General features: G+C 61.3%; 22 protein-coding genes. 14 read left to right on the forward strand and 8 right to left on the reverse strand.

Translation table 11 applies throughout. The features are described 5' to 3' along the window. The first annotated feature begins 14 nt into the window (after positions 1 to 14). The 3 genes from AC0L3E_RS03715 to AC0L3E_RS03725 all read left to right on the forward strand — a co-directional run bounded on the left by AC0L3E_RS03715 (position 15) and on the right by AC0L3E_RS03725 (position 1,557). The gene (locus tag AC0L3E_RS03715) at positions 15 to 662 is read left to right on the forward strand and encodes a ThuA domain-containing protein (RefSeq protein WP_128362786.1); all 648 of its coding nucleotides are present in this window, start codon (positions 15 to 17) and stop codon (positions 660 to 662) included. A gap of 73 nt (positions 663 to 735) precedes the next feature. After that, positions 736 to 1,050 carry a hypothetical protein gene (locus AC0L3E_RS03720; protein WP_473604236.1) on the forward strand — a complete coding sequence of 105 codons (315 nt, stop codon included), beginning with the start codon at positions 736 to 738 and terminating at the stop codon, positions 1,048 to 1,050. 93 nt (positions 1,051 to 1,143) lie between these two features. Continuing rightward, positions 1,144 to 1,557 carry a hypothetical protein gene (locus AC0L3E_RS03725; RefSeq protein ID WP_127269153.1) on the forward strand — a complete coding sequence of 138 codons (414 nt, stop codon included), beginning with the start codon at positions 1,144 to 1,146 and terminating at the stop codon, positions 1,555 to 1,557. Positions 1,558 to 1,567: 10 nt separating this feature from the next. On the opposite strand, the gene AC0L3E_RS03730 is transcribed toward AC0L3E_RS03725, so the two are convergent. Then, a complete protein-coding gene (locus AC0L3E_RS03730) occupies positions 1,568 to 3,592 on the reverse strand; it encodes an amidase (RefSeq protein ID WP_473604237.1) in 2,025 nt (674 codons plus the stop codon). A 143-nt stretch (positions 3,593 to 3,735) separates the two neighbouring features. Here AC0L3E_RS03730 and AC0L3E_RS03735 point away from each other — a divergent pair, with 143 nt between their 5' ends. Next, the gene (locus AC0L3E_RS03735; protein ID WP_473604238.1) at positions 3,736 to 4,011 is read left to right on the forward strand and encodes a hypothetical protein; all 276 of its coding nucleotides are present in this window, start codon (positions 3,736 to 3,738) and stop codon (positions 4,009 to 4,011) included. A gap of 15 nt (positions 4,012 to 4,026) precedes the next feature. On the opposite strand, the gene AC0L3E_RS03740 is transcribed toward AC0L3E_RS03735, so the two are convergent. The 4 genes from AC0L3E_RS03740 to AC0L3E_RS03755 are packed head-to-tail and all read right to left on the reverse strand — an operon-like array spanning position 4,027 to position 7,915. Then, positions 4,027 to 5,112, reverse strand: a complete 1,086-nt coding sequence (locus AC0L3E_RS03740) for a Gfo/Idh/MocA family protein (RefSeq protein ID WP_292560456.1) — start codon at positions 5,110 to 5,112, stop codon at positions 4,027 to 4,029. A 39-nt stretch (positions 5,113 to 5,151) separates the two neighbouring features. Continuing rightward, positions 5,152 to 5,916 (reverse strand): ATP-binding cassette domain-containing protein, encoded by a 765-nt coding sequence (locus tag AC0L3E_RS03745; protein ID WP_473604239.1) that lies wholly within the window; start codon positions 5,914 to 5,916, stop codon positions 5,152 to 5,154. Beyond that, positions 5,913 to 6,914 (reverse strand): ABC transporter permease, encoded by a 1,002-nt coding sequence (locus AC0L3E_RS03750; protein ID WP_127319368.1) that lies wholly within the window; start codon positions 6,912 to 6,914, stop codon positions 5,913 to 5,915. Before AC0L3E_RS03750 ends, AC0L3E_RS03745 begins: the two co-directional genes overlap by 4 nt. Further along, entirely contained in the window at positions 6,911 to 7,915 is a 1,005-nt protein-coding gene (locus tag AC0L3E_RS03755; RefSeq protein ID WP_473604240.1) for a sugar ABC transporter substrate-binding protein, read from the reverse strand. The genes AC0L3E_RS03750 and AC0L3E_RS03755 overlap by 4 nt, the downstream gene beginning before the upstream one ends. Before the next feature lie 410 nt (positions 7,916 to 8,325). On the opposite strand from AC0L3E_RS03755, the gene AC0L3E_RS03760 reads away from it, so the two are divergent. Further along, the gene (locus tag AC0L3E_RS03760) at positions 8,326 to 8,559 is read left to right on the forward strand and encodes a hypothetical protein (RefSeq protein ID WP_127270217.1); all 234 of its coding nucleotides are present in this window, start codon (positions 8,326 to 8,328) and stop codon (positions 8,557 to 8,559) included. A 117-nt stretch (positions 8,560 to 8,676) separates the two neighbouring features. Beyond that, positions 8,677 to 8,874 (forward strand): hypothetical protein, encoded by a 198-nt coding sequence (locus tag AC0L3E_RS03765; protein ID WP_473604242.1) that lies wholly within the window; start codon positions 8,677 to 8,679, stop codon positions 8,872 to 8,874. A 108-nt stretch (positions 8,875 to 8,982) separates the two neighbouring features. On the opposite strand, the gene AC0L3E_RS03770 is transcribed toward AC0L3E_RS03765, so the two are convergent. Both AC0L3E_RS03770 and AC0L3E_RS03775 read right to left on the reverse strand, forming a co-directional pair. Continuing rightward, on the reverse strand, positions 8,983 to 9,939 hold the full coding sequence (locus AC0L3E_RS03770) for an FAD-binding oxidoreductase (RefSeq protein ID WP_473604243.1): 957 nt from the start codon (positions 9,937 to 9,939) through the stop codon (positions 8,983 to 8,985). 212 nt (positions 9,940 to 10,151) lie between these two features. Further along, the gene (locus tag AC0L3E_RS03775) at positions 10,152 to 11,009 is read right to left on the reverse strand and encodes a LysR family transcriptional regulator (protein WP_023809366.1); all 858 of its coding nucleotides are present in this window, start codon (positions 11,007 to 11,009) and stop codon (positions 10,152 to 10,154) included. A 134-nt stretch (positions 11,010 to 11,143) separates the two neighbouring features. Between AC0L3E_RS03775 and AC0L3E_RS03780 the strand changes: the two genes are divergently transcribed. The 6 genes from AC0L3E_RS03780 to AC0L3E_RS03805 all read left to right on the forward strand — a co-directional run bounded on the left by AC0L3E_RS03780 (position 11,144) and on the right by AC0L3E_RS03805 (position 17,956). Continuing rightward, on the forward strand, positions 11,144 to 12,226 hold the full coding sequence (locus AC0L3E_RS03780; protein WP_023809365.1) for an amidohydrolase family protein: 1,083 nt from the start codon (positions 11,144 to 11,146) through the stop codon (positions 12,224 to 12,226). Positions 12,227 to 12,237: 11 nt separating this feature from the next. Further along, on the forward strand, positions 12,238 to 12,591 hold the full coding sequence (locus AC0L3E_RS03785; RefSeq protein WP_023809364.1) for a Rieske (2Fe-2S) protein: 354 nt from the start codon (positions 12,238 to 12,240) through the stop codon (positions 12,589 to 12,591). 120 nt (positions 12,592 to 12,711) lie between these two features. Further along, positions 12,712 to 14,319, forward strand: coding sequence for an ABC transporter substrate-binding protein (locus AC0L3E_RS03790; RefSeq protein ID WP_473604244.1), 1,608 nt, complete (start codon positions 12,712 to 12,714; stop codon positions 14,317 to 14,319). 88 nt (positions 14,320 to 14,407) lie between these two features. Next, a complete protein-coding gene (locus AC0L3E_RS03795) occupies positions 14,408 to 15,454 on the forward strand; it encodes an ABC transporter permease (RefSeq protein WP_128306095.1) in 1,047 nt (348 codons plus the stop codon). Continuing rightward, a complete protein-coding gene (locus tag AC0L3E_RS03800) occupies positions 15,451 to 16,335 on the forward strand; it encodes an ABC transporter permease (protein ID WP_473604245.1) in 885 nt (294 codons plus the stop codon). The genes AC0L3E_RS03795 and AC0L3E_RS03800 overlap by 4 nt, the downstream gene beginning before the upstream one ends. Further along, positions 16,325 to 17,956, forward strand: coding sequence for an ABC transporter ATP-binding protein (locus AC0L3E_RS03805; RefSeq protein ID WP_473604246.1), 1,632 nt, complete (start codon positions 16,325 to 16,327; stop codon positions 17,954 to 17,956). Before AC0L3E_RS03800 ends, AC0L3E_RS03805 begins: the two co-directional genes overlap by 11 nt. Positions 17,957 to 18,008: 52 nt before the next feature. On the opposite strand, the gene AC0L3E_RS03810 is transcribed toward AC0L3E_RS03805, so the two are convergent. After that, positions 18,009 to 18,572 carry a TetR/AcrR family transcriptional regulator gene (locus AC0L3E_RS03810; protein WP_127268724.1) on the reverse strand — a complete coding sequence of 188 codons (564 nt, stop codon included), beginning with the start codon at positions 18,570 to 18,572 and terminating at the stop codon, positions 18,009 to 18,011. Between the two features lie 105 nt (positions 18,573 to 18,677). Here AC0L3E_RS03810 and AC0L3E_RS03815 point away from each other — a divergent pair, with 105 nt between their 5' ends. Continuing rightward, positions 18,678 to 19,493, forward strand: a complete 816-nt coding sequence (locus tag AC0L3E_RS03815; RefSeq protein ID WP_473604247.1) for an oxidoreductase — start codon at positions 18,678 to 18,680, stop codon at positions 19,491 to 19,493. Positions 19,494 to 19,578: 85 nt separating this feature from the next. Continuing rightward, positions 19,579 to 20,445, forward strand: coding sequence for an alpha/beta fold hydrolase (locus AC0L3E_RS03820; protein ID WP_473604248.1), 867 nt, complete (start codon positions 19,579 to 19,581; stop codon positions 20,443 to 20,445). Positions 20,446 to 20,464: the final 19 nt, after the last annotated feature.

The following is a 20,464-nucleotide window of genomic DNA, read 5'->3' on the forward strand; positions in this document are numbered from 1 at the left end:
AAGGGAGGGACACCATGCCAAAGAAGGCCTTGATCGCTTGGGGCGGCTGGGAGGGCCACACGCCGGAGCAGAGCGCGAAGATCGTTCGCAACCTGCTTGAACGCAACGGGTTCGACGTCACGCTCGGCGAGGGCACCGCGATGTTCGCCGATCCGGAGCTTGCTTCCTTCGATCTCATCGTGCCCGTCATCACGATGTCGACGATCGAAAAGGCCGAGTTGCAGAACCTTACGCTTGCCGTTCGCGGGGGAAGCGGGCTCGGCGGTTTCCACGGCACGATGGGCGACAGTTTCCGCAACGAGCCCGACTATCAGTTCATGACCGGCGGCCAATGGGTGGCGCACCCCGGCAATATCATTGACTATACTGTCGCGATCACCAGGCCGGACGAGCCGATCACATCGGGCATCAGCGATTTCGCCTACCGGTCGGAGCAGTATTACATGCATGTCGACCCGAGCAACGAAGTGCTGGCGACCACCACCTTCACCGACGCGCATTTTCCTGGGATAGGCGGCGTCGTCATGCCGGTCGTCTGGAAACGGCGCTATGGGGCGGGGAAGGTTTTCTACAGTTCCCTTGGTCACACTGCGGATGAGTTCGCGGTGCCGGAAATGGCGCTGATGGTGGAGCGGGGTTTGCTTTGGGCGGCGCGGGGGTAGCAGCAGGCGAAGTTCGTGAAAATCTGGTGGAATTCACAGGACATCTACGGAGATATCCAATGAACGATTTCAGTTGGTCCGCGCCCGCCACGCCTTCGATAAGGCTCTTGAGGCGGCCCTCGCAAAGACGATGGCCGAATTCAAGAGCAAGGCCAGTGCGGTGACGGTTCCCTCCCAGATGTGGGAGCTGGAAGCCTATTTGCGTGAACAGCGGCGGGATATCGATCGGACGTTCGACTACCGCTATTCGCAGCTCCTTTATGTCTTCGCTCATCTCATCCGAGCAGGCTACCTCGATGAAAAGCTGCTTGCCGGTCTGGCGCAAGACAAATTGGACGCCATTCGGCGGGACCTTGCCTTTGCGGCGGGACGCCCGGCCAGCGGATGACGACGGGAGGGAGTGCGGCCGTCCCAATCCCTGCCATGCTGGAAAAGCGGCCGTTGTCGTACTACCATCCCGTCACATGGCGAGGGGGATGAGATGGACCATCAGCGTACTGTTTTTCTGATCGGCGCAGGTTCCGTTGGTGACGACGAGCAAGCTGTGTTCACGCTGCACGTGAACGGCGCTGCCTGCAATCTGAAATGCAGTTATCGGGACAAGGTGATCGAGGCAGAAGAGGAAGACTTTTTCGAGGCTCTGTTCCAAATCCGTCAGGCACTCGAAGTCGATGGCCTGCTACCCTTCTGTTACGGAGCAAGCGCCAATGTTTATCCGGAAAATACCGTGATGGAGAAAAGTCGCGGATTGATAGCCTGCAAGGTGAAGACGGGGCGATTTCCGCAAGAGAGCGATCTGGTCGACATATTTGATGATGGCGTCGACGTGGTTCCGGTTTTCGTCCATATGCAGCAGGAATTTTGGGAAGAATGGCTGACTTCGCTGCCTTCCTAGCGGCTGGCGTTCATCCAATCCCTCCGGTTACCAGATAGGCGCCGGCGCTGCGCCCATCCTCCAGCCGCACAATAGCCGTCACGATCGAGCCATACGAGCCACGCCAGACGCTGTGGAACCGCTGGTGCTCAGCGGCCGGAACCAATGCCTGTCCACAGGAGCGCGCTCCGCTTCGCTGCATCGCGACAGGCTCGCCGTTGACATGCACCTTGACACTGGCGTTTTCCGCCTCGGCGTCGATCGGCAGTTCGAGCGTGATGGTGATCTCGTCCTGATCGCCCGTCGTGCGCGTCTCGGCGGCAAGCGCGATGACGAGCGGAGGTGCCTTGCCGTCACCGGTTTGCGTGGGCCGGCGGGAAAATACATCTTCAGTCAGTTCCGGCGTGCGTGGGGGCAGGGTGCGGCGCCGGGTCGACTGTTCGAAATCGCCGGCCATGCGCAACAACCTGACATCATCATAGGCCTTGCCGGCGAAAGTCAGGCCGACCGGCATGCCGATATCGGCCATGGTTCCCATCGGCACGGTGACGGTGGGGATGCCGAAATGGCGCCAGACCAGATTGCCGTTGGCGACCCAGGTGCCATTGCGCCAGGCAAGGGCGGCGGACGCCTCGTCGATGTCTGCATCGGCCGGTCCGACATCGGCGGCCGCGGGCAGCACCACGGCGTCGATGCCATGGGCGTCCAGCCAGTCCTCGAAATCGATCCGCCTTGTCGCTTCGAGGCCCTTCAGGCCTTCTTCAATCGTCGGGATTTCCGTGACGGGCGTGACGCCGGACCGCGCCCGCTCGACATATTCCCTCAGGTCGAAGCCGCCCTCATAGCGGTCGGGCAGCGTGCCCGGCGGCTGCGGGAAGATCTTTGGGCCGTCGACCGAGACGAGATCGGGCAAAGACGGGTCGGCATTGGCGCGCAAAAAGTCGTCCCAGCCCCAGATGCTGAGATCCCAGAGCTCGCGGTCGGCGAACTCTTGGGGCACCAGCCCGCGCTCGACCATGGTGCGCGTGCCGGGGCGGTCGCGCTCATAGTTGGAAACGACGGGAAAATCGACCTCGACCACCTCGGCGCCAAGCCGCGTGAGATCGGCCGCGGCCCGCTCCCACAGGGCAAGCACCGAGGCGCGGGTTTCGATCGGCGCATCGGCCTCGCTGTCGCGGCCGATATACATTCTGGGCACGCCGAGCCGCTTGCCTTTCAACGACCCCGCCAGTGCGAGATCGGTATAGCGGGGCGGCCGCACAGCGGAGCTTTTCGGCAGCTCGACCCAGGGCTGCGCGCGCCAGAAATCGCCTCGCGTCTCGGGATCGTCGGCGACGATGATGTCAAGCAATTCGAGCATGTCGGGCATTGTCCGCGCGTGCGGCACGACGACATCCATGGTCGGCACCAGGGGCCAGTTGCCGCGCACCGAAATGACGCCGCGCGACGGCGTGTAGGCGACCAGCGCATTGTTGGTGGCCGGCGCGCGGCCGGACGACCAGGTCTCCTCGCCAAGCCCGAAGGCGCAGAAGCTGGCTGCTGTCGCCGTGCCGGAGCCATTGGATGAGCCCGATGCGAAGGCGGCGGTCAGATAGTCGCCATTGTAGGGGCTCTCGGCGCGACCGTAGACGCCGCGCTGCATACCGCCATTGGCCATTGGCGGCATGTTGGTCAGCCCGATCAGCACGGCGCCGCCGGCGCGCAGCCGGGCAATGGTGAAGGCGTCCTCATTGGCGATGAGATGCTCGAAGGCGGGCGAACCGGCGGCCACCGTCAGGCCTGACACCTTGTAGCTGTCCTTGGCGGTGTAGGGGATGCCGTCGAGCGGTCCGAGCACGGCGCCGTTGCGGCGGCGCCGGTCGGAGGCTGCCGCCTCCTCGAACATATCAGGATTGAGCACTGGGACGGCATTAAGGCTGATGCCGTGGCGGTCGAAATGCCCGATGCGCCTGAGATAAGCCCCGACCAGTTCGACGCTGGTGACGGTGCCGTCATCAAGCGCGCGGCGCAGTTGGTCGATCGTCGCTTCGACGAGATGAAGGCTGGCATCGGTCATCACAGGTTCCACATTTCCACGCACCATGGATGAGCGAGGCAGCTGGCTTCGGCAAGAGCCTATCGCGGTCTTCTCCGGAACTTTTGTCCGGCTGGCGGTTTTGGATGTATGTGTGATTCCGGAATGGCCAGGAGGGTATTGGCATGACCACCAAATGCGTTGCGATCCTAGCTCTCGCTGTCGCCATGGGCTCAAGCGTTTGCGCCCCGACTTTCGCTGGCGACCGGCACCACGACCGCCGGGTCCACTCCGAACGCTACGTTCCCGCCGAAGGCGATCTCATCGACATCCTGTTCGGCGGCCCGCGCTACTACGATCAGCAGTTGGTGACGACGGCGGCCGGCGCGTGCTCCTACCATCGCGTCGGACCCGACGCGAATGCGGTGAACAAGATCAACGATCATCACTGTGGGAAGTAGGCGGCAGGCGGCGCCTCAGCGCCCGCCACTTTCTTTCATCCGCTCGATGATCTCGGCCATCAGCGCCAGGTCGCGACGGGAATCGGCGAGGTCGGTCAGAGGCTTTGTGCCTTCGGTGATGTGGCGGTGGAAAATCTCGAGTTCATTCGAGAAAGCATCGCCATAGAGCGGGCCGAAGGTCTTCGTCACCGGGCCAAGCGGGCCGGCATCGGTGACCTCCAGCCGCGTGGGCAGGCTGCGGATGTAGGGCGTGTCGTAGAGAATGCGCACACGCCTGGTGTTCGAGCGCACCTCGATCATGGCGTCGAACAGGCCGAGATCGTCGACCACCGCGTCGTAGAGACAAGCGAAATGGCCGTAGTCGAAGGTGACTGATGTGTTGGCGCCGCCATTGGTGCGGTGCGCGGCCAGCACGCGCGCCGGCTCGCCGATCAGCCCGCGCATCGCCGAAATGTGATGCGAGGAAAGTGCCGTCAGCCCGCGATAGGCGCGCACCAGATCGGCCGGCGCGTCGGCGCCGACCACCTCGCGGATCAGCGCGTCGCGTTCGCTTGCGCCACGCGCCAGCAGGGTAGGGTCTATGTCGTTGGGATAGAGGACGTTCTGGCTCTTCTTGAGAAAGTGCCGGCCTTCCGAGATCAGGTCGAAGATTCGGACATGGGTGATGTCGGCGTATGCCGGCAGTTCGTCCCTGGCCGCCAGATAGGCCGGCGCGTAGCGGCGCATATAGCCGACGAACAGGGTCTTGTCGTAGCCCGGCATCAGCGCCAGCAGATCGTCGATTTCGCGCACCGTCAGGCAGGCGGGCTTTTCCAGCAGGATATGCTTGTTGGCAGCAATCGCCGCCCGCACGAAGCGGCTGTGGGTGTCGTCGGACGACAGCACGAACACCGCGTCGATGTCGGGCGAACTAATCAGCGCCTCGGCCGTGTCGAAGGCCTTTGCCGTCGCAAATTCGGAGGTGACGAGTGACACCAGGCTGGGCGACACGTCGTACACGCCCGCGATCACCCAGCGGTCGCGCTGATCGCCCAGCACAGGCAGATGGATCGACTGCGCGACCTCTCCAAGACCTATTAGTCCGACACGAATTGGTGCCACAGGCGAACTCCCTTTGATTTCAAGTCTGATGCTGCAGGACTATGCCGCGCCGGTTACCAGCGCGACGAGCTCGTTTCCGGACGTTTCGGAAGCGCGCACGGTCGCCGCCATCTTTCCCGCCCGCATCACCCAGATCTGGTCGGACAGGCGGCGGACCTGATCGAAATTGTGGCTGACCAGGATGACTGAGACCGACTGCTCGCGCAGACGCCGGATCAGAGCCTCGACATTGGCGGTCTCCTGCACGCCGAGTGCTGCCGTCGGTTCGTCCATCACCACCAGCTTGGCGCCGGAGCCGACAGCGCGGCAGATCGAGATCGCCTGCCGCTGGCCGCCCGACAAGCGCCGCACACGCTGGTTGATCGACGGCGCGTTGATCGACAGCCGCGACAGCATGGAACGGGCCTCGCGCTTCATCGCCTTGCGATCGAGGAAAGCGAACGGCCCGATGCGGCGCACGATCTCGCGGTTGAGGAACAGGTTCTGCGCGACCGTCAGTTCGTCGATCAGCGCCAGGTTCTGGTGCACGGTCTCGATGCCGGCCTTGCGTGCCTCGTCGGGGTTGGCGAAGGGCCGCGCCCGTCCGTCGAAGAACAAATTGCCGGTGTCCGGCTGATGCACGCCGACCAGGCTGCGGATCAGCGTCGACTTGCCGGCGCCATTGTCGCCGATGACGGCGGTGACCTCGCCGCGACGGGCCTGGAAGGCGACGTCGGTGAAGGCGCGGATGCCGCCGAAATGCTTGCTCAGCCCTTCGCAGGCGATGATCGCCTCAGCGGCGGGGATGTGATGGGGCGCGCTCATTTCTGATACCGCATGATCAGGGCCGCCAGCACCACGATGGCGCCCACGGCAAGCGGTTGGTAGAAAGCCGAGACGTTGAGCAAGGTCAGGCCGTTGACGAGTGCGGTGAGCATCAGCGCGCCGATCGCCGGTCCCAGAATGCTGGCGCGGCCGCCGAACAGGCTGACGCCGCCCAGCACCACCGCCGCCACCGAGTTCAAGAGCAGGCTGGTGTTGATCTGCGGTTCGGCCGAGCCGATGCGGGCGACCAGAAGAATGGCCGCGATGCCGGCGCAGAAGCCCGAGATTGTATAGGCGGCGATCTTGACCCGGTTGGTGCGGATGCCCAGCGCGCCGGCACTTTCGGTCTGGCCGCCGGTCGCCAGCAGATGCACGCCGAAGCGTGTGTGGTAGAGTGCGATATGCGCGACGATGACGGCTGCGATTGCTACCCAGACCGGATAACCGAACGGTCCGAGCGAGCCGGAAGCGAGCCTGAGCAGGAAGGTCGAGCCGACCATGGTCGGCTCGCCGCCCGACAGGATGAGCCCAAGCCCGGTGATGCCCGACAGCGTGCCGAGCGTCACCACGAAGTCGGGGATCTTGCCTGCCGTGATGATCAGCCCGTTGAGGAAGCCGACGGCGCTGGTGGCCAGAACCGCGAGCACGCAGGCGACGAAGATGCCGTAGCCGGCGGCGTTGACGAGGCCGAGGATGATGGCGCCGAGCATGACGGCTGCCGCCAGCGACAGGTCGATGCCCGAGGTGGCGATGACGAAGGTCTGGCCGATCGACAGCACGACCAGGATCGCAGCCGCCAACAGCAGCGCCTGCAGATTGGCGACGCTGAGAAAGACCGGCTGGGCGATGCCGAAGACGATGACGAGGCCGACCAGGCCGACGACGGATGCCCAGTCGGCCCAGAAGGAGGGATCGAGGAGGAGAGCCGCCAGGGAGGGACGGCTCTCCTCAGCACCCGCCGAATGGGCGGCGGGCGCGTTGTCTGCAGGTGTGCTCACTTCAGCATCTCGCGAAAGGGATCGGGATAGTCGCCGCCGGGCCGCGGGAAGTTCTTCAGCGAGGCTTCGGCATTGTCCTTGTTGATCAACAGCACCGGCGCCGGCACGTTGGCCGGCAGTTCCTTGCCCTTGGCCGCCACTGCACAAGCCTCCAGGCCCATGGCGCCGACGACATAGGGATATTGGGCGACGGTGGCGGTGAGTTCGCCTGCCGCAATCGACTTGAGCGCATCGACGATGCCGTCGAGGCCGATCACCTTGACGTCCTTGCCCGAGGTTCGCACGGCGCGCTCGACGCCGAGCGCCATGATGTCGTTGGCGGCGAAGAAGCCGGCGAGATCCGGGTGCGCGGCGAGAATATCGGTGGCGGCGGTCAGCGCCTTTTCGCGATCCCAGTCGGCGCTGACCATCACCACGATGTCGAGTTTGCCTTCCACCGCCTGCTTGAAGCCCTTGATGCGGGCGTTGGAGCCGACATCGCCGACGATGCCGGCGACCAGCGCGACCTTGGAGCCCTTCGGCACCAGCTTCAGCATCTCTTCGCCGGCCAGCGCGCCGGCGGCGACATTGTCGGTGCCGATATAGGTCGAGACGGCAAAGCCGGCGGCCTTGGCCTGTTCGGGGTCTATGGTCGAGTCGATGTTGACGATCGGCTTCTTCTTCTGGGCGACCGGCACCAGCGCCTGGACGAGATTGGAGACGCTGATCGGGTTGACCAGGTAGCAATCGAAATCCTGCATGGCCATGGCGGTCAGGCGGTCGGCCTGGCCGGTGGCGTCACCCATATTGGCGGCGGCCTGGACGCTGACATTCACGCCGTTTGCCTTGGCCTGTTCCTCGATGCCCTTCTGCATGGTCTGGAAGAACGGATTGTCGAGGCCTTTGACGATGGCCGCGACTTTCGCCGTATCCTCGGCGTGGGCGGGCGCTGCGACGATGGCTGCAAGCATGCCTGCGCCAAGCAGGTTCGTGCCAGGCTTCAGGCAATTGAACATACGCATGGTTTTTCCTCCTCCTGATTGTTTTATGGGCTGCATCAATGTCGCTGTCCGGTGACTGCAATGTTAGACGGCGCGCGAGCCTGGCGCCCGGCGCGATGGTCCGCCAACAGGTTGCTGCCCACTTTGGGGATGTGCGGATTGCGGCCCCGGTTCGGGCGCTTTTCGATGTCAGGCATTGCTCCTCCCAGAGCGCCGGCCGATGTCAATCCGGCGTTTGCGCATGTTTTATAAAAAATTGACACGCGTCAAGATTTAAAAGTGGTGCGTAGCGATTTTGGCTATGCACCCTGGGGGCATGACTGCCCTGCCGGCATGCGCTACAACCACGGCGCGAAAAAATGTGCCGGCCTGGGGAACCACTTGGGGATAGCGGCGTTAGTCGCTACTTTTGCGCAAGAGGGAGGTTTCGGGTGAGGCGTTTAGAGATCCTGGAAGAACCAACGGGTACATTTTCGATTTTCGACGCGATCACGGGGTTGCCGGCAATGGTCGAAGAGGGCGCATGCACCGGGCTTTATCGGCACGAAGTGCCGCAGGAGCTGCTTGCAGCGGTTGAAACGGTCCAACCCGGCGATTTTTCGCCGCTGCCTTCATTGGCGGCTTTGAACGACTGGCAGGTCGATAAAGACGATCTGCTGGCGTGAGCAAAGCCGCCCGGGATCGCATCAAAAAACATACCGTATGGGAAATCACGCCCTGTTGTCGAAAGCGGTGGTGGCATGGAAAGCAAGGGGAGGTTGCAGTGCGTCGGGAGGTGAAGCATGTCTGATCAGGACGAACTGATCCGGGCTGCCATCGGACGGCTGCTCGCCGAGAAGACAGGCGCCGCCGTCATATCGATGAGAGAGAGCATTACCGAGCTTCTGGCGCTGACCGGTGCCGCGCTGGACGACAGACTGCAGGACCTGCTGCTGGAAATGGCCGAAGTCCGTGGCATGATGATTGCTCTCGACTTCTGAGCAATATCGGCTGAGGTCGATGCGCATCAGTCCGCTACGCCCGCAACGCCTTCACCGGCAGTTCAACACTTACTGCGCCGGCTTCAATGCTGAACCAAGCACCCGGGGTTAAAGATCGAGCGAAACCGCGCCCTGAGGGTGGCTGCAGCATGCCAGGACATAGCCGGCCGACTTCTCTTCAGGGGCCAGCCCGCCGAGATCCTCCATGGCGACTTCGCCGGACAGCTTGGCGATGCGGCATGTGCCGCAAACTCCCTGCTGGCAGGCGGTTGGGACGTAGACGCCACATTGGCGCGCCGCCTCCAGCAGCGTCTCTCCGGGCAAGCAGTTATGCACGATCCCGGAGCGGACGAAACGGACCGAAGATGGTATTGTCGGGGCCGGTTCCAACTGGGGGCTGCTGCCGCCGCCGAAGCTCTCCTGGTGGTACCGTGACGGAGCCACGCCAATCGCATCCAGGCAGGCACGTGCGGCTTTCATGTACGCTTCAGGGCCACAGGCAAAGATAGTGCGGTTGTGGAGATCGGGAACGAGGGTCAGCAGCATCTGACTGTCTATTCTGCCAGTCGGCCCCCTCCAGGTGGGATCTTCCTGGCTGCAAACGCACGTTACTTTTACGTTGGGAAAGCGAGAGGCAAGTGCGTCCAATTCCCGTCGAAAGACTATATCACCAGGCGTTCTGGCACTATGAACGAATGAGATATCCTGGTCGGCCGCGCGGTCGGTAAGCGCACGCAGCATGGACATCACCGGCGTTATCCCGCTGCCGCCCGAAAGGAAGAGCGGCTTTTCATAGGGTAGGTCATCGAGATTGAATGAGCCGAGCGGCCCTTCGATCTCGATCTCGTCGCCCGCCCCCAAATTGTCGTGGAGCCAATTCGAAACCAGGCCGCCCGGTGTTCGCTTCACCGTGACCTGCAGGTCGAGCGGTCGCGTCGGTGGTGACGAAACAGAGTAGGAGCGCGTCACCGCGGCACCCTCGATCTTGAGGTGCACGAGCACATACTGGCCCGCGCTGAAGCAGAACATCCGATCCGTCGGGGATGTGAAAACGAAAGTTTTCACATCGGGCGTTTCCTCGATTACACGACGGCAGAGTACAAGCTGCGATGTGGTTTGTGCCCATTGCCGATGATGCCTCATCGGCAGGAGGTCGGGGGCCCCAAAGGAAACGTGTGCGTTCATCATTCATCTCGGTTCGAAGTCGAACCCAAGATGCCAGTTCCAGGCCCCCCGCAACAGAAGCATCCCTCCCGAGTTATGATCGATTATTTCGATTACATATCCAGTGACATCACGGCAACGTGAAGGGCGCGGATTCCCTTGCGGATGATCGGTTCGTGTTTGCGGCGCGCCAGGATGGCCGTGTGGACCGGCTGATGCAGCGTCGGAGCGCCTTCGACGATGAACGATGGGCGTTCGAGGGCGAACCTGCGCGCATCGTCACTTCTCATATAGCAGGTGCCACCCGTGCGCCGTAGCATCATCTCCGCCAAGGTTTCCGATCCCATGGAAAGGCGACAGATCGCCAACTCGCCGAGCAATTCGGCATGGGCCTTCTCCAGCAGGACCGTATAGCCCGGACGAATGTAGGTTTCGGGGTCGACCTCGGAGAGGGTTCTGGCCACCGTGGAAACCATCACATATTCCTCAACCATCAAATGCTCATAGGAGATTTCGGGTAGGTATCGCGGGGCGTAAAGCACTGCGATGTCGAGATTTCCCATGCTCAGGTCGCTGACCATCTGGTTTGAATAATCCGACTCGACATGGATCGACGATTTGGGAAGAGCCTGACACAGCGTCTCCACCCAACCCGGCAAAACCGAGCGGGTCATCCCGACCTGCGCGGCGACGCGCAAGGTGCCTTCGAAACGATTGAACGCCCGGACATCGTGGCGAGCCTGCGACCATGTAGACAGCAAGGATCTTGCATAAGCTTCGAACCGCCGCCCTGCGGCGGTCGGCTCCGCCCCGGCGCGTCCGCGCTGGAACAGTTCGGACCCGATTGCGCTCTCGAGATTCTTGATGCGGGTGCTGATCGTCGACTGGGTCAATCCTAGCCGATCCGCGGTGCGATTGAAGTTTCTCGATTCGATGATGTCGAGAAAGGTCTCGATGTGATCAAGTTGCATGAAATCTCCAATCGAAAAATTCGATCATATTCCACGTATCATAAGCTTGATCAAACAATACTCAAGGCGGAAGCTGCAGCAGATCAACGGCCGGCAGCGCCGCCGGGACGAGATACGGATACGGAGCGGAAGAAGTGTTCATAGTCGACTGCGACTGTCATAATTACTGGTCAAGCGCCACCGTGTTGGAGCCCTATCTCTCCGGCTTGTGGAAAGACATGTTCATCGAGGGCGAGAAAACAGGTCCCGTTGGCGCCTTTCCGCATGGCCATCGGCCCTGGTTCCACCCGCAGGACTTCTCCCGCAAGGACATCCGTCCGAAAACGGAAGCCGACAACTATCTCATCATGAAAGAGAAGCACCTCGACAAATACAAAGTCGACGTGGCGATCCTGACCGGCGATGAGCCTATCGAGGCGTCGACCCTGGCTAACCCTTACTATGCCAGCGCTCTGGTCAGCGCGTACAACGATTATCAGATCGATCAGTGGTTGCCGAAAGACGATCGTTTCATGGGCTCGATCATCATCGCGCCACAGGATCCGAAGCTCGCTGCCGCCGAGATTCGCCGTCTTGGCAGTCATCCGCGGATGGTCCAGGTTCTCGCCTCCCAGGGGTCCGTCAAGCCGTATGGCGACCCGTTTTACCACCCGATCTACGAAGCCTGCGCGGAAGTGGGGTTGCCATTCGCCATTCATCTGGGCGGGCATGGCGGCGTGAATTCAACTGCCATTGCTCCTGCCCCGACGACATTCTTCTGGGAAACGCATGCCATTCTGCACATGTCGGCGATGTCGCACGTGGCAAGCATGATCGCCCATGGCGTCTTCGAGAAATGGCCGGACCTCTACTTCGTGATCATCGAATGCGGCGTCGCCTGGGTTCCGTCGGTCCTTTGGCGCCTGGACGCTGATTACAAAGCGCTGCGCAAGGAGACGCCATGGCTGAAGATGCTGCCGTCTGAATATTGCCGGCGCAACATCCGCTTTTCCACGCAGCCGCTGGAGCAGCCTGCAAACATCCAACATCTTTGGTCCACGCTCGAAGCGATGGACGGAGAAAACACGCTGATGTTTGCATCGGACTATCCGCACTGGGATTACGACGATGCCAACACGCTGCAAATCCCTCCTGCCTGGAAGAGCAAGATCATGGGACTGAACGCGCTGGAAGTCTACAAACGCATCCCCCGCGCGCAAGCCGCGAATGCCGCCTGAGGAAGCATACGATGCCCGAGAAGACATATATCTGCCGCGTCGACGAGATCGAAACAGGGTCTCCGTTCATCGCCAAGATCCGCAGCCTTTCGGTCGGGATTTTCCGCATCGGAGATTCATTCCACGCGCTGCTGAATGTCTGTCCGCACCGTGGCGCTCCGCTTTGCGAGGGGCCGCAATGCGGCACAACCGCGCCCGTTGAACAGGCGCAATTCATCTATCATCGCGAAAACGAGATCGTTCGATGCGCCTGGCACGGCTGGGAGTTCGACATCAAGTCAGGCGCGGCCTTGGTCGATCCGTCCGTTCGCGCGCGCACATTTCCAGTCACCGTCGAAGCCGGCGGCATCTACGTGACGGCCTGATTGGCGCCAGCCGATTGGGATTGGAAAAATCGAAGGAAAGTTGGCGGGAGCCGATAAGCAGATTTGTTCGCCGGTGCTTGACGAGAAATAACGCGGAGAACTCCGCAATGGGAGAGTCAAATGTCAGAATCTGAATACAAGCTTGGTATCGCGCAAAGCCTGATCGGAGGCGGCAAGGTTTCCCGCCGCGACTTCATTCATCTTGGGCTGGCCGCGGGCCTGACCGTTGCCGCCGCCGACCGGCTGTTCGTGAGCACGGCGCGGGCCGAACCGATGCAGGGCGGCTTCGCCAAGCTCGGCATGGCTCATGGCGCGACGACGGATTCGATCGATCCGGCCGGCTACCCCGACACGTTCACACAAACCGCATTTTCGGGCTCGCTGTCCAACAGCCTCACTGAGGTCGACGCCAAAGGCAATGTCCAACCGGACCTCGCCGAGAGCTTTGAAACTTCGGATGGAGCCAAAACCTGGGCCTTCAAGCTGCGCAAAGGCGCAACCTTTCACAACGGCAAGACCGTGACGGCGGATGACGTCGTGACCTCCTTGCAATATCACATGGGCAAGGACACCAAATCGGCGGCGAAATCGCTGTTGGACTCCGTCGCCGACATCAAGGCGGATGGCCCGGAAACGGTGGTTTTCACGCTCAAGAGCGGCAACGCCGATTTCCCTTACATTATGAGTGACTACCATCTGGTCATCGTGCCGGCCAAGGACGGCAAGGCGGATTGGGCTTCAGGCGTTCGCACCGGTGCTTTCGTCCTCGAGAATTTCCAGCCCGGTGTTTCGGCCAAACTCAAGCGCAATCCAAACTACTTCAAGAATGGCAAGCCCTATCTCGATGAGGTGGAGTTCATCGCCATCACGGATCTTGCCGCCCGCATGGCGGCGCTGTCCACGGGGGAGGTGGACTATATCGGCCGCGCCGACCTGAAGACCCTCGGCATGTTGAAACGCAATCCCAAGGTGGAAATCGTCGAAGTCACTGGCTACGGGCACTATACCTTGCCGATGAATGTCACGATGGCGCCGTTTGATAATCCGGACGTGCGAATGGCATTGAAATGGGCGATCAATCGCCAAGAAATCGTCGACAAGATTTTTCTTGGCCACGCTACTGTGGCCAACGACAACCCCATCGCGCCGGCCATCAAATTCGCCAAAGATCCGCAACCGCAACACAGCTTCGATCCGGAAAAAGCAAAGCACTACCTGAAAAAGGCCGGAATGGAGAACCTGAAAGTGGATCTCTCGGTCGCCGATGCCGCTTTTGCCGGCGCCGTGGACGCGGCTTCGCTCATTCGCGAAACGGCAGCCCAATGCGGCATCGACGTCAATGTCGTGCGTGAGGCCGAGGACGCTTATTGGGACAATGTCTGGCTAAAGAAACCCTGGTGCGCTTCCTATTGGAGCGGTCGGGCGACGGCCGACTGGATGTTCACGCAAGCCTTCGCCGCCGACTCCAGTTGGAATGAGTCTTTCTGGAAAAATCCCCACTTCAACGAATTGCTTGTCCAGGCGCGCGCCGAGACGGACGAGGCCAAGCGAACGGCGATGTATGCCGAGATGCAGCAGTTAACCCACGATGACGGCGGCAGCATCGTGCTGGTCTTCAACAATTTCGTCAGCGCGCAATCCAAAAAGCTCGCACACGGTGATGTGGCGCCCAACTGGGAGAACGATGGACTGAAAATGGCCGAACGCTGGTGGATCGCCACGGCATGAGATGGCGGGCCGGAGCCGCGATGGTTTTGAGGCTCCGGCCGGCTTACTCCGAGTGCAGGGCTGCCGCCCAAAGGGAAACGCCACGCACATGAACCCCGTCGCAAGAACGGTCCTGCAGCGCCTTGGCCTCGGCCTGGTCACTTTGTTCATCGTGTCCATCATCATCTTCTCTGCGATCGCGATGCTTCCAGGCGACTTCGCCAAGGCCACGCTAGGGCAATCGGCGACGCCCGAAACGGTCGCCGCGTTCCAGCGGGAAATCGGCATCGATCGTCCGCCTGTCGAGCGCTACTTCGTTTGGGTCGCCCAGATGCTCCATGGCGATTTCGGCTCTTCGTTTGCGAGCCGCACCGGATATCGGCGTACCGTGGCCGAGATCATCGCACCACGCCTCTACAACACGATGTTCCTTGCAGCGGTGACTGCGCTGATAGCTGTTCCTCTGGCCTTGGGGCTTGGCATTCTGGCTGCGCTGTACCGCAACGGCTGGTTCGACCGGCTGGTGAATGTCGCGACACTGACAACCATTTCATTCCCGGAATTTTTCGTCGCCTATATGCTCGCCTACCTGGTGATCTCGCGCGACACGTTCATCGGATCCGATTTCGCTCAAACGCTGCCTCATTGGCTCACTGTCTCGCTGAACTGGGCGCTCAATGCGGTTCCCAAATTTCCGACATTGTCGAATGTGAACGATCAGACGCCATTTTGGGAGCATCTCTGGAAAGTCGCCCTGCCGGCAATCACGCTTACGCTGGTAATCGTGGCCCACATGATGCGCATGACCCGAGCGGCCATCATCAACATGCTGGCAAGCCCCTACATCGATATGGCGCGCCTCAAGGGAATGTCCCCGATGGTGATCGTGCTGAGGCATGCCCTGCCCAATGCCTGGGCTCCGATCGTCACTGTGGTGGCGTTCAACCTGGCGTATCTCATCGTCGGAGTGGTCGTGGTCGAGGTCGTTTTCGTCTACCCCGGCATCGGCCAGCTGATGGTTGACGCGGTGAAATCCAGGGATGTTCCGGTTGTCCAGGCCTGCGCCCTGATTTTCGCCGCGACTTACATCCTTCTCAACTTGCTAGCCGATGTTATTTCCATCGCCACCAATCCCAGGCTCTTGCACCCACGATGACCAGATCCGAATCTGTCGCGGCGGTTCAAAGGCTGAGGCGCTCGCGTGCGACCCGGGCGAAAACTGCGCTGAAGAAGGCACCGTTCAACGCATGGTTCGGCATCGTCGTGATCCTCGGCTACGTCTTTGTTGCGGTCTTCGCGCACTGGATAGCCCCATATGGCGAGACGCAGGTTTTCAGCGAAGCCTTCGCGCCGTGGAGCCAGGAGTTCAAACTGGGAACCGATCAGCTCGGCCGCGACATGCTTACCCGCTTGATCTACGGTGCGCGCAACACCATCGCTATCGCGGTCGCAACCACGTTGCTGTCCTTCGCGGTAGGCGTCTCGCTCGGCCTTCTTGCCGCATTGTACAGGGGGTGGCTCGACCAGATCTTGTCGCGTGCGGTGGACGTGCTGATGTCAATCCCGAGTCTGATCTTCGCGCTGGTGCTGCTGACGATCTTCGGCTCGTCGATCACCAGCCTGATTGTCATCATTGCGCTTCTGGATTCCACCCGGGTCTTTCGGCTTTCTCGCGCCGTCGGGCTCAACGTGGCGGTGATGGAATATGTCGAGGTGGCACGATTACGCGGCGAGGGACCGAAATGGATCATCGCCAAGGAAATCCTTCCCAATGTCATGCCGCCACTGGTCGCCGAGTTCGGCTTGCGATTCTGCTTCGTGTTCCTGACAGTCGCGGCGCTGTCGTTTCTCGGCGTCGGTATTCAGCCGCCGACGGCCGATTGGGGATCAATGGTGCGCGAGAACGCGACCCTGATCACCTATGGCGATGTCACCCCGCTACTTCCGGCCGGCGCGATTGCTCTCCTTACCGTGTCCGTGAATTTCGTGGTGGACTGGTTCCTGCAAGCAACAAGCGGGTTGCGGGATGAAAAGTAGCGGCCCAGGCCCACGCGAAAAAGGAAAGGATCTGCTTCAAATCCGCAATCTGCATGTGGAGGGGTTCTCGGATGAGCGGTGGCATCCCATTGTCCACGGGGTCGATCTGACGCTGAAGCGAGGCCAGGTTCTTGGGCTGATCGGAGAGTCAGGCGCCGGCAAGTCTACCATTGGCCTTGCCGCAATGGGTTATGCCAAGCCGGGCTGCCGGATCACGCAAGGCTCGGTCCTGTTCGACGGGATTGATCTTCTGGCAGTCAGTGAAAAAGGGCGCCGTCGCCTCAGGGGCTCCCGCATTGCCTATGTCGCGCAAAGCGCGGCTGCCTCTTTCAATCCGGCACATCGGCTCTTGGAACAAACCGTCGAAACCGCGGTGGCGCATGGAATTGCCGGCCGGGAAGAGGCGAACCGGAGCGCCGTCGATCTTTATCGACGCCTTCAACTCCCAGAACCGGAGACCATAGGCTTTCGTTATCCTCATCAGGTCTCCGGCGGGCAGTTGCAACGGGCAATGACAGCGATGGCAATGGCTTGTCGTCCGGACCTCATAATATTCGACGAGCCAACAACGGCGCTCGACGTGACCACGCAGGTTGAAGTTCTAGCTTCCATTCGCAACATCGTGGAGGAACTCAGCACCGCTGCAATCTATGTGACGCATGACCTGGCGGTGGTGGCGCAAATGGCGGATCGTATCATGGTTCTGCGCCACGGACGTACCGTGGAGGAGGCAGACACACGCCAGATGCTGGCCTCACCCAGCCAGGAATATACAAAAACGCTCTGGGCCGTACGCAAGCTCGCCAAGCCCGAAGTTCCAGCCGATGACTATCTGCTGACGATAGACAACGTTACCGCGGCCTATGCAGGAAAGGTCAAGGTGCTCCAGGATGTCTCCATCAAGGTTCCGCGCGGAAGAACCGTGGCTGTGGTCGGCGAATCCGGTTCGGGGAAATCGACGCTCGCTCGAGTCGTCACCGGCCTTTTGCCGCCAATTTCAGGTTCGATTTCTTTTGCCGGCCAGCTTCTTTCCACGGGCCTGAAGACGCGGCCGAAAGAGGTCCTGCGCCGCATCCAGATGATTTATCAAATGCCCGACAACGCCCTGAATCCGCGCCAAACGGTCGAAGAAGTCATAGCTCGGCCGCTCGAGTTCTACCTCGGCCTCAAGGGCGCGCGGAGGGATCGCCGGATCGGCGAACTTATGCACATGGTCGAGATGAGCGAAGATTTTCTGGAACGCCTGCCTGGCGAGCTGTCGGGTGGCCAAAAACAGCGCGTCTGCATTGCCCGGGCGTTGGCTGCCGATCCGGAGCTTATCATCTGCGACGAGATCACGTCCGCGCTCGACCAGATCGTCCAAGAGGAAATTCTCAAGCTTCTCATACGTCTCCAACGTGAACTCGGAATGAGCTACATCTTCATTACCCATGACATTGCTACGGTGCGCGCGATAGCCGACGAAATCGTCGTCATGCACCGCGGCAAAGTCGTCGAGCAGGGATTGAAGAGCGAAGTTCTCACGCCACCGCACGCGGCCTATACCGAACGGCTTTTGTCCTCTGTTCCGGAAATGAATCCGGACTGGCTGACAAGGCTGCTGGCCAGCCGGAAGATCTGACGGATCGGCTATCCGCGCCCGGCATGTTCCTCACTGTCAGCTTCCTGGAGCGCTAACGCTGCTCGATCAGCGTCTTCGCCGCATCTTTCCCCACCGAGAGGATGCGATCGGACAATTCCGTTCCGCCCACGGCGCGGGCCATTTGCAGCGTGCCGAGGAGCGTTGCGAAGACAGCCAGCGCCACGCCCTCCGGATCCTTGGCCTGCGGTAGCGCTTGCGCCAACTGGCGCACCAAAGCCAGCAGGTGGTCTGTATAGGCTTCACGCGTCTCAGGCGGCTGACGGGCGAGCTCCGGCAGCAGCGCGGCTGACGCGCAGCCCTTTCCGGGATTGTCCCGGTGCTCGGCCGATAGATACGTGCCGATGGCCATCTCCACGCCCGAAGCTAATGCTTCTGCCAGTTGCTGCGCCTGAAGCTCCATCGCCGCCGCCACGCTTTCGCGGACAAGCTGCGCCTTGGATTGAAAGTGCGGATAGAAGGCGCCGTTCGTCAGCCCGGCGTCGCTCATGATGGTCGCCAGTCCGGACGCGGCGATGCCGTCGCCGCGAAAGCGTTCCGCAGCGACCTCCAGGATCCGTCCGCGCGAGGCGTCCTTCCGGCCCTTTTCGTAGCGCATGGCTGCTATTCCTTTCTGCTATTGCATTATGAGTGTAATCTGATATTACGACTGTAATTCAACGGGCGCAAAAAAGCTAGCCCTCATGATTTTGGAGAGCACGAAATGAATGCGAATTCCGGAATAACCGCTGTTGTGACGGGAGCCTCTTCGGGCATTGGCCGCGCCAGTGCCGAGGCTCTGGCAAAGGCGGGGTTCACTGTCTTCGGAACCAGCCGGCGCAAGGCCGACAACGGCCCGGACGGGGTGACCATGCTGGTTTGCGACGTGACCGACGGTGAGGCCGTTGCCGCACTCGTTTCGACGGTGCTGTCGCAGACCGGCCGGATCGACCTCTTGGTCAACAATGCTGGCGTCGGCCAGCTTGGAGGCGCCGAGGAATTCTCGATTGCACAGGTGCAGGCCTTGTTCGACGTCAATCTGTTCGGCGTCATTCGCATGACCAATGCGGTGCTGCCGTCGATGCGGAGGCGTGGCGAGGGGCGCATCGTCAATATCGGCTCTGTGCTGGGACTGGTGCCGGCGCCGTATTCAGCGCATTATTCGGCGGTCAAGCACGCGCTCGAGGGCTATTCGGAATCGCTTGACCACGAGGTTCGTGCCTTCAATATCCGCGTCTCGGTCATCGAGCCGGCATTCGTTCGCACTGTCTTCGACCAGAACGGGATCCAACCGGATTCGCCGTTGCAGGAATACGATCAGGCTCGAGCTACGCTGGAAGCGCTGCTTCGCGATGTGATGCCCGTAGCCGATCGGCCCGAAGTGGTGGCGCAGGTGGTCGTCAAAGCAGCGACCGATGCCCGTCCGCAACGGCGCTACACCGCCGGCAGGGCAGCGCGCCAGGTCAGCCTGCTGCGCCGCTTTGCTCCCGCGGGGATATTCGACAAGAGCCTGCGCAAACAGTTCCGCCTGCCGGTTTGACCAAAAGCGAGCAGAGGATTTTACGCACATGCGACTGGCAACGACAACACGATTGGCCAGCCCCCGCAAGGCGGAGGTGCCAAGCATGACGCATGGGTTCAAGCGGTCGCCCCACTTACGGGCATCGTTCCAGGACACGCCAACGCACTCCGTCGATGTCGGCGGCACGGCATTCGTCTATCGGCAGCTCGGACCAAGGACGGGCGTGCCGGTAATCCTGCTGAACCATCTCGGCGCTCAACTGGACAATTTCGATCCACGCATCGTCGATGGCCTCGCCGCGACCCGGTGGGTGATTGCCTTCGACAACAGGGGCGTTGGTGCTTCAGGCGGCAAAACGCCGTCACGCATCGCCGAGATGGCACGGGATGCGGTCGCCTTTGTCCGGGCGCTGGGGTTCGATCAAGTCGATCTCTTCGGTTTCTCACTCGGCGGCTTCGTGGCGCAGGAGATCGTGCTGACCGAGCCCGGGCTTGTGCGCAAGCTCATCCTGGCCGGCACCGGGCCGGCCGGCGGCCAAGGCATCGACAAGATGACACCACTGACGATCGTGGACATGATCAAGGGTGCGCTGACTTTTCGGGATCCGAAATACTATCTGTTTTTCACCAGAACGGTGAATGGGCGCCGCGCCGCGAAGGCGTTCCTGCAGCGGCTGACAGAGCGCAAGGCCGACCGCGACAGGCCGATATCGCTTAGCGCGTTCGGCGCGCAACTCCGGGCGGTGAAGGCTTATGGACTACAGGCGCCGCAAGACTTGAGCGCCATCCGCATCCCTGCGCTGATCGCAAATGGCGATCACGACAGGATGGTGCCGAGCGTCAATACCCACGATCTCGCCCGCCGCATTCCGGGCGCGCAATTGGTGATCTATGCGGATGCCGGCCATGGCGGGGTGTTCCAGAACCACGCCGATTTCGTTCCGAAAGCATTGGCCTTTCTCCAGGCCTGACACCTCTCACCGGGCGGCT

The sequence above is a fragment of the Mesorhizobium sp. WSM4822 genome (assembly GCF_055811155.1).

Coding starts and splice junctions, on each gene's coding strand:
- AC0L3E_RS03715 (WP_128362786.1), top strand. CDS start 15: ATGCCAAAGAAGGCCTTGATCGCTTGGGGCGGCTGGGAGGGCCACACG.
- AC0L3E_RS03725 (WP_127269153.1), top strand. CDS start 1,144: ATGGACCATCAGCGTACTGTTTTTCTGATCGGCGCAGGTTCCGTTGGT.
- AC0L3E_RS03730 (WP_473604237.1), bottom strand. CDS start 3,592: ATGACCGATGCCAGCCTTCATCTCGTCGAAGCGACGATCGACCAACTG.
- AC0L3E_RS03735 (WP_473604238.1), top strand. CDS start 3,736: ATGACCACCAAATGCGTTGCGATCCTAGCTCTCGCTGTCGCCATGGGC.
- AC0L3E_RS03745 (WP_473604239.1), bottom strand. CDS start 5,916: ATGAGCGCGCCCCATCACATCCCCGCCGCTGAGGCGATCATCGCCTGC.
- AC0L3E_RS03755 (WP_473604240.1), bottom strand. CDS start 7,915: ATGCGTATGTTCAATTGCCTGAAGCCTGGCACGAACCTGCTTGGCGCA.
- AC0L3E_RS03765 (WP_473604242.1), top strand. CDS start 8,677: ATGTCTGATCAGGACGAACTGATCCGGGCTGCCATCGGACGGCTGCTC.
- AC0L3E_RS03775 (WP_023809366.1), bottom strand. CDS start 11,009: ATGCAACTTGATCACATCGAGACCTTTCTCGACATCATCGAATCGAGA.
- AC0L3E_RS03785 (WP_023809364.1), top strand. CDS start 12,238: ATGCCCGAGAAGACATATATCTGCCGCGTCGACGAGATCGAAACAGGG.
- AC0L3E_RS03790 (WP_473604244.1), top strand. CDS start 12,712: ATGTCAGAATCTGAATACAAGCTTGGTATCGCGCAAAGCCTGATCGGA.
- AC0L3E_RS03795 (WP_128306095.1), top strand. CDS start 14,408: ATGAACCCCGTCGCAAGAACGGTCCTGCAGCGCCTTGGCCTCGGCCTG.
- AC0L3E_RS03800 (WP_473604245.1), top strand. CDS start 15,451: ATGACCAGATCCGAATCTGTCGCGGCGGTTCAAAGGCTGAGGCGCTCG.
- AC0L3E_RS03805 (WP_473604246.1), top strand. CDS start 16,325: ATGAAAAGTAGCGGCCCAGGCCCACGCGAAAAAGGAAAGGATCTGCTT.
- AC0L3E_RS03810 (WP_127268724.1), bottom strand. CDS start 18,572: ATGCGCTACGAAAAGGGCCGGAAGGACGCCTCGCGCGGACGGATCCTG.
- AC0L3E_RS03815 (WP_473604247.1), top strand. CDS start 18,678: ATGAATGCGAATTCCGGAATAACCGCTGTTGTGACGGGAGCCTCTTCG.
- AC0L3E_RS03820 (WP_473604248.1), top strand. CDS start 19,579: ATGACGCATGGGTTCAAGCGGTCGCCCCACTTACGGGCATCGTTCCAG.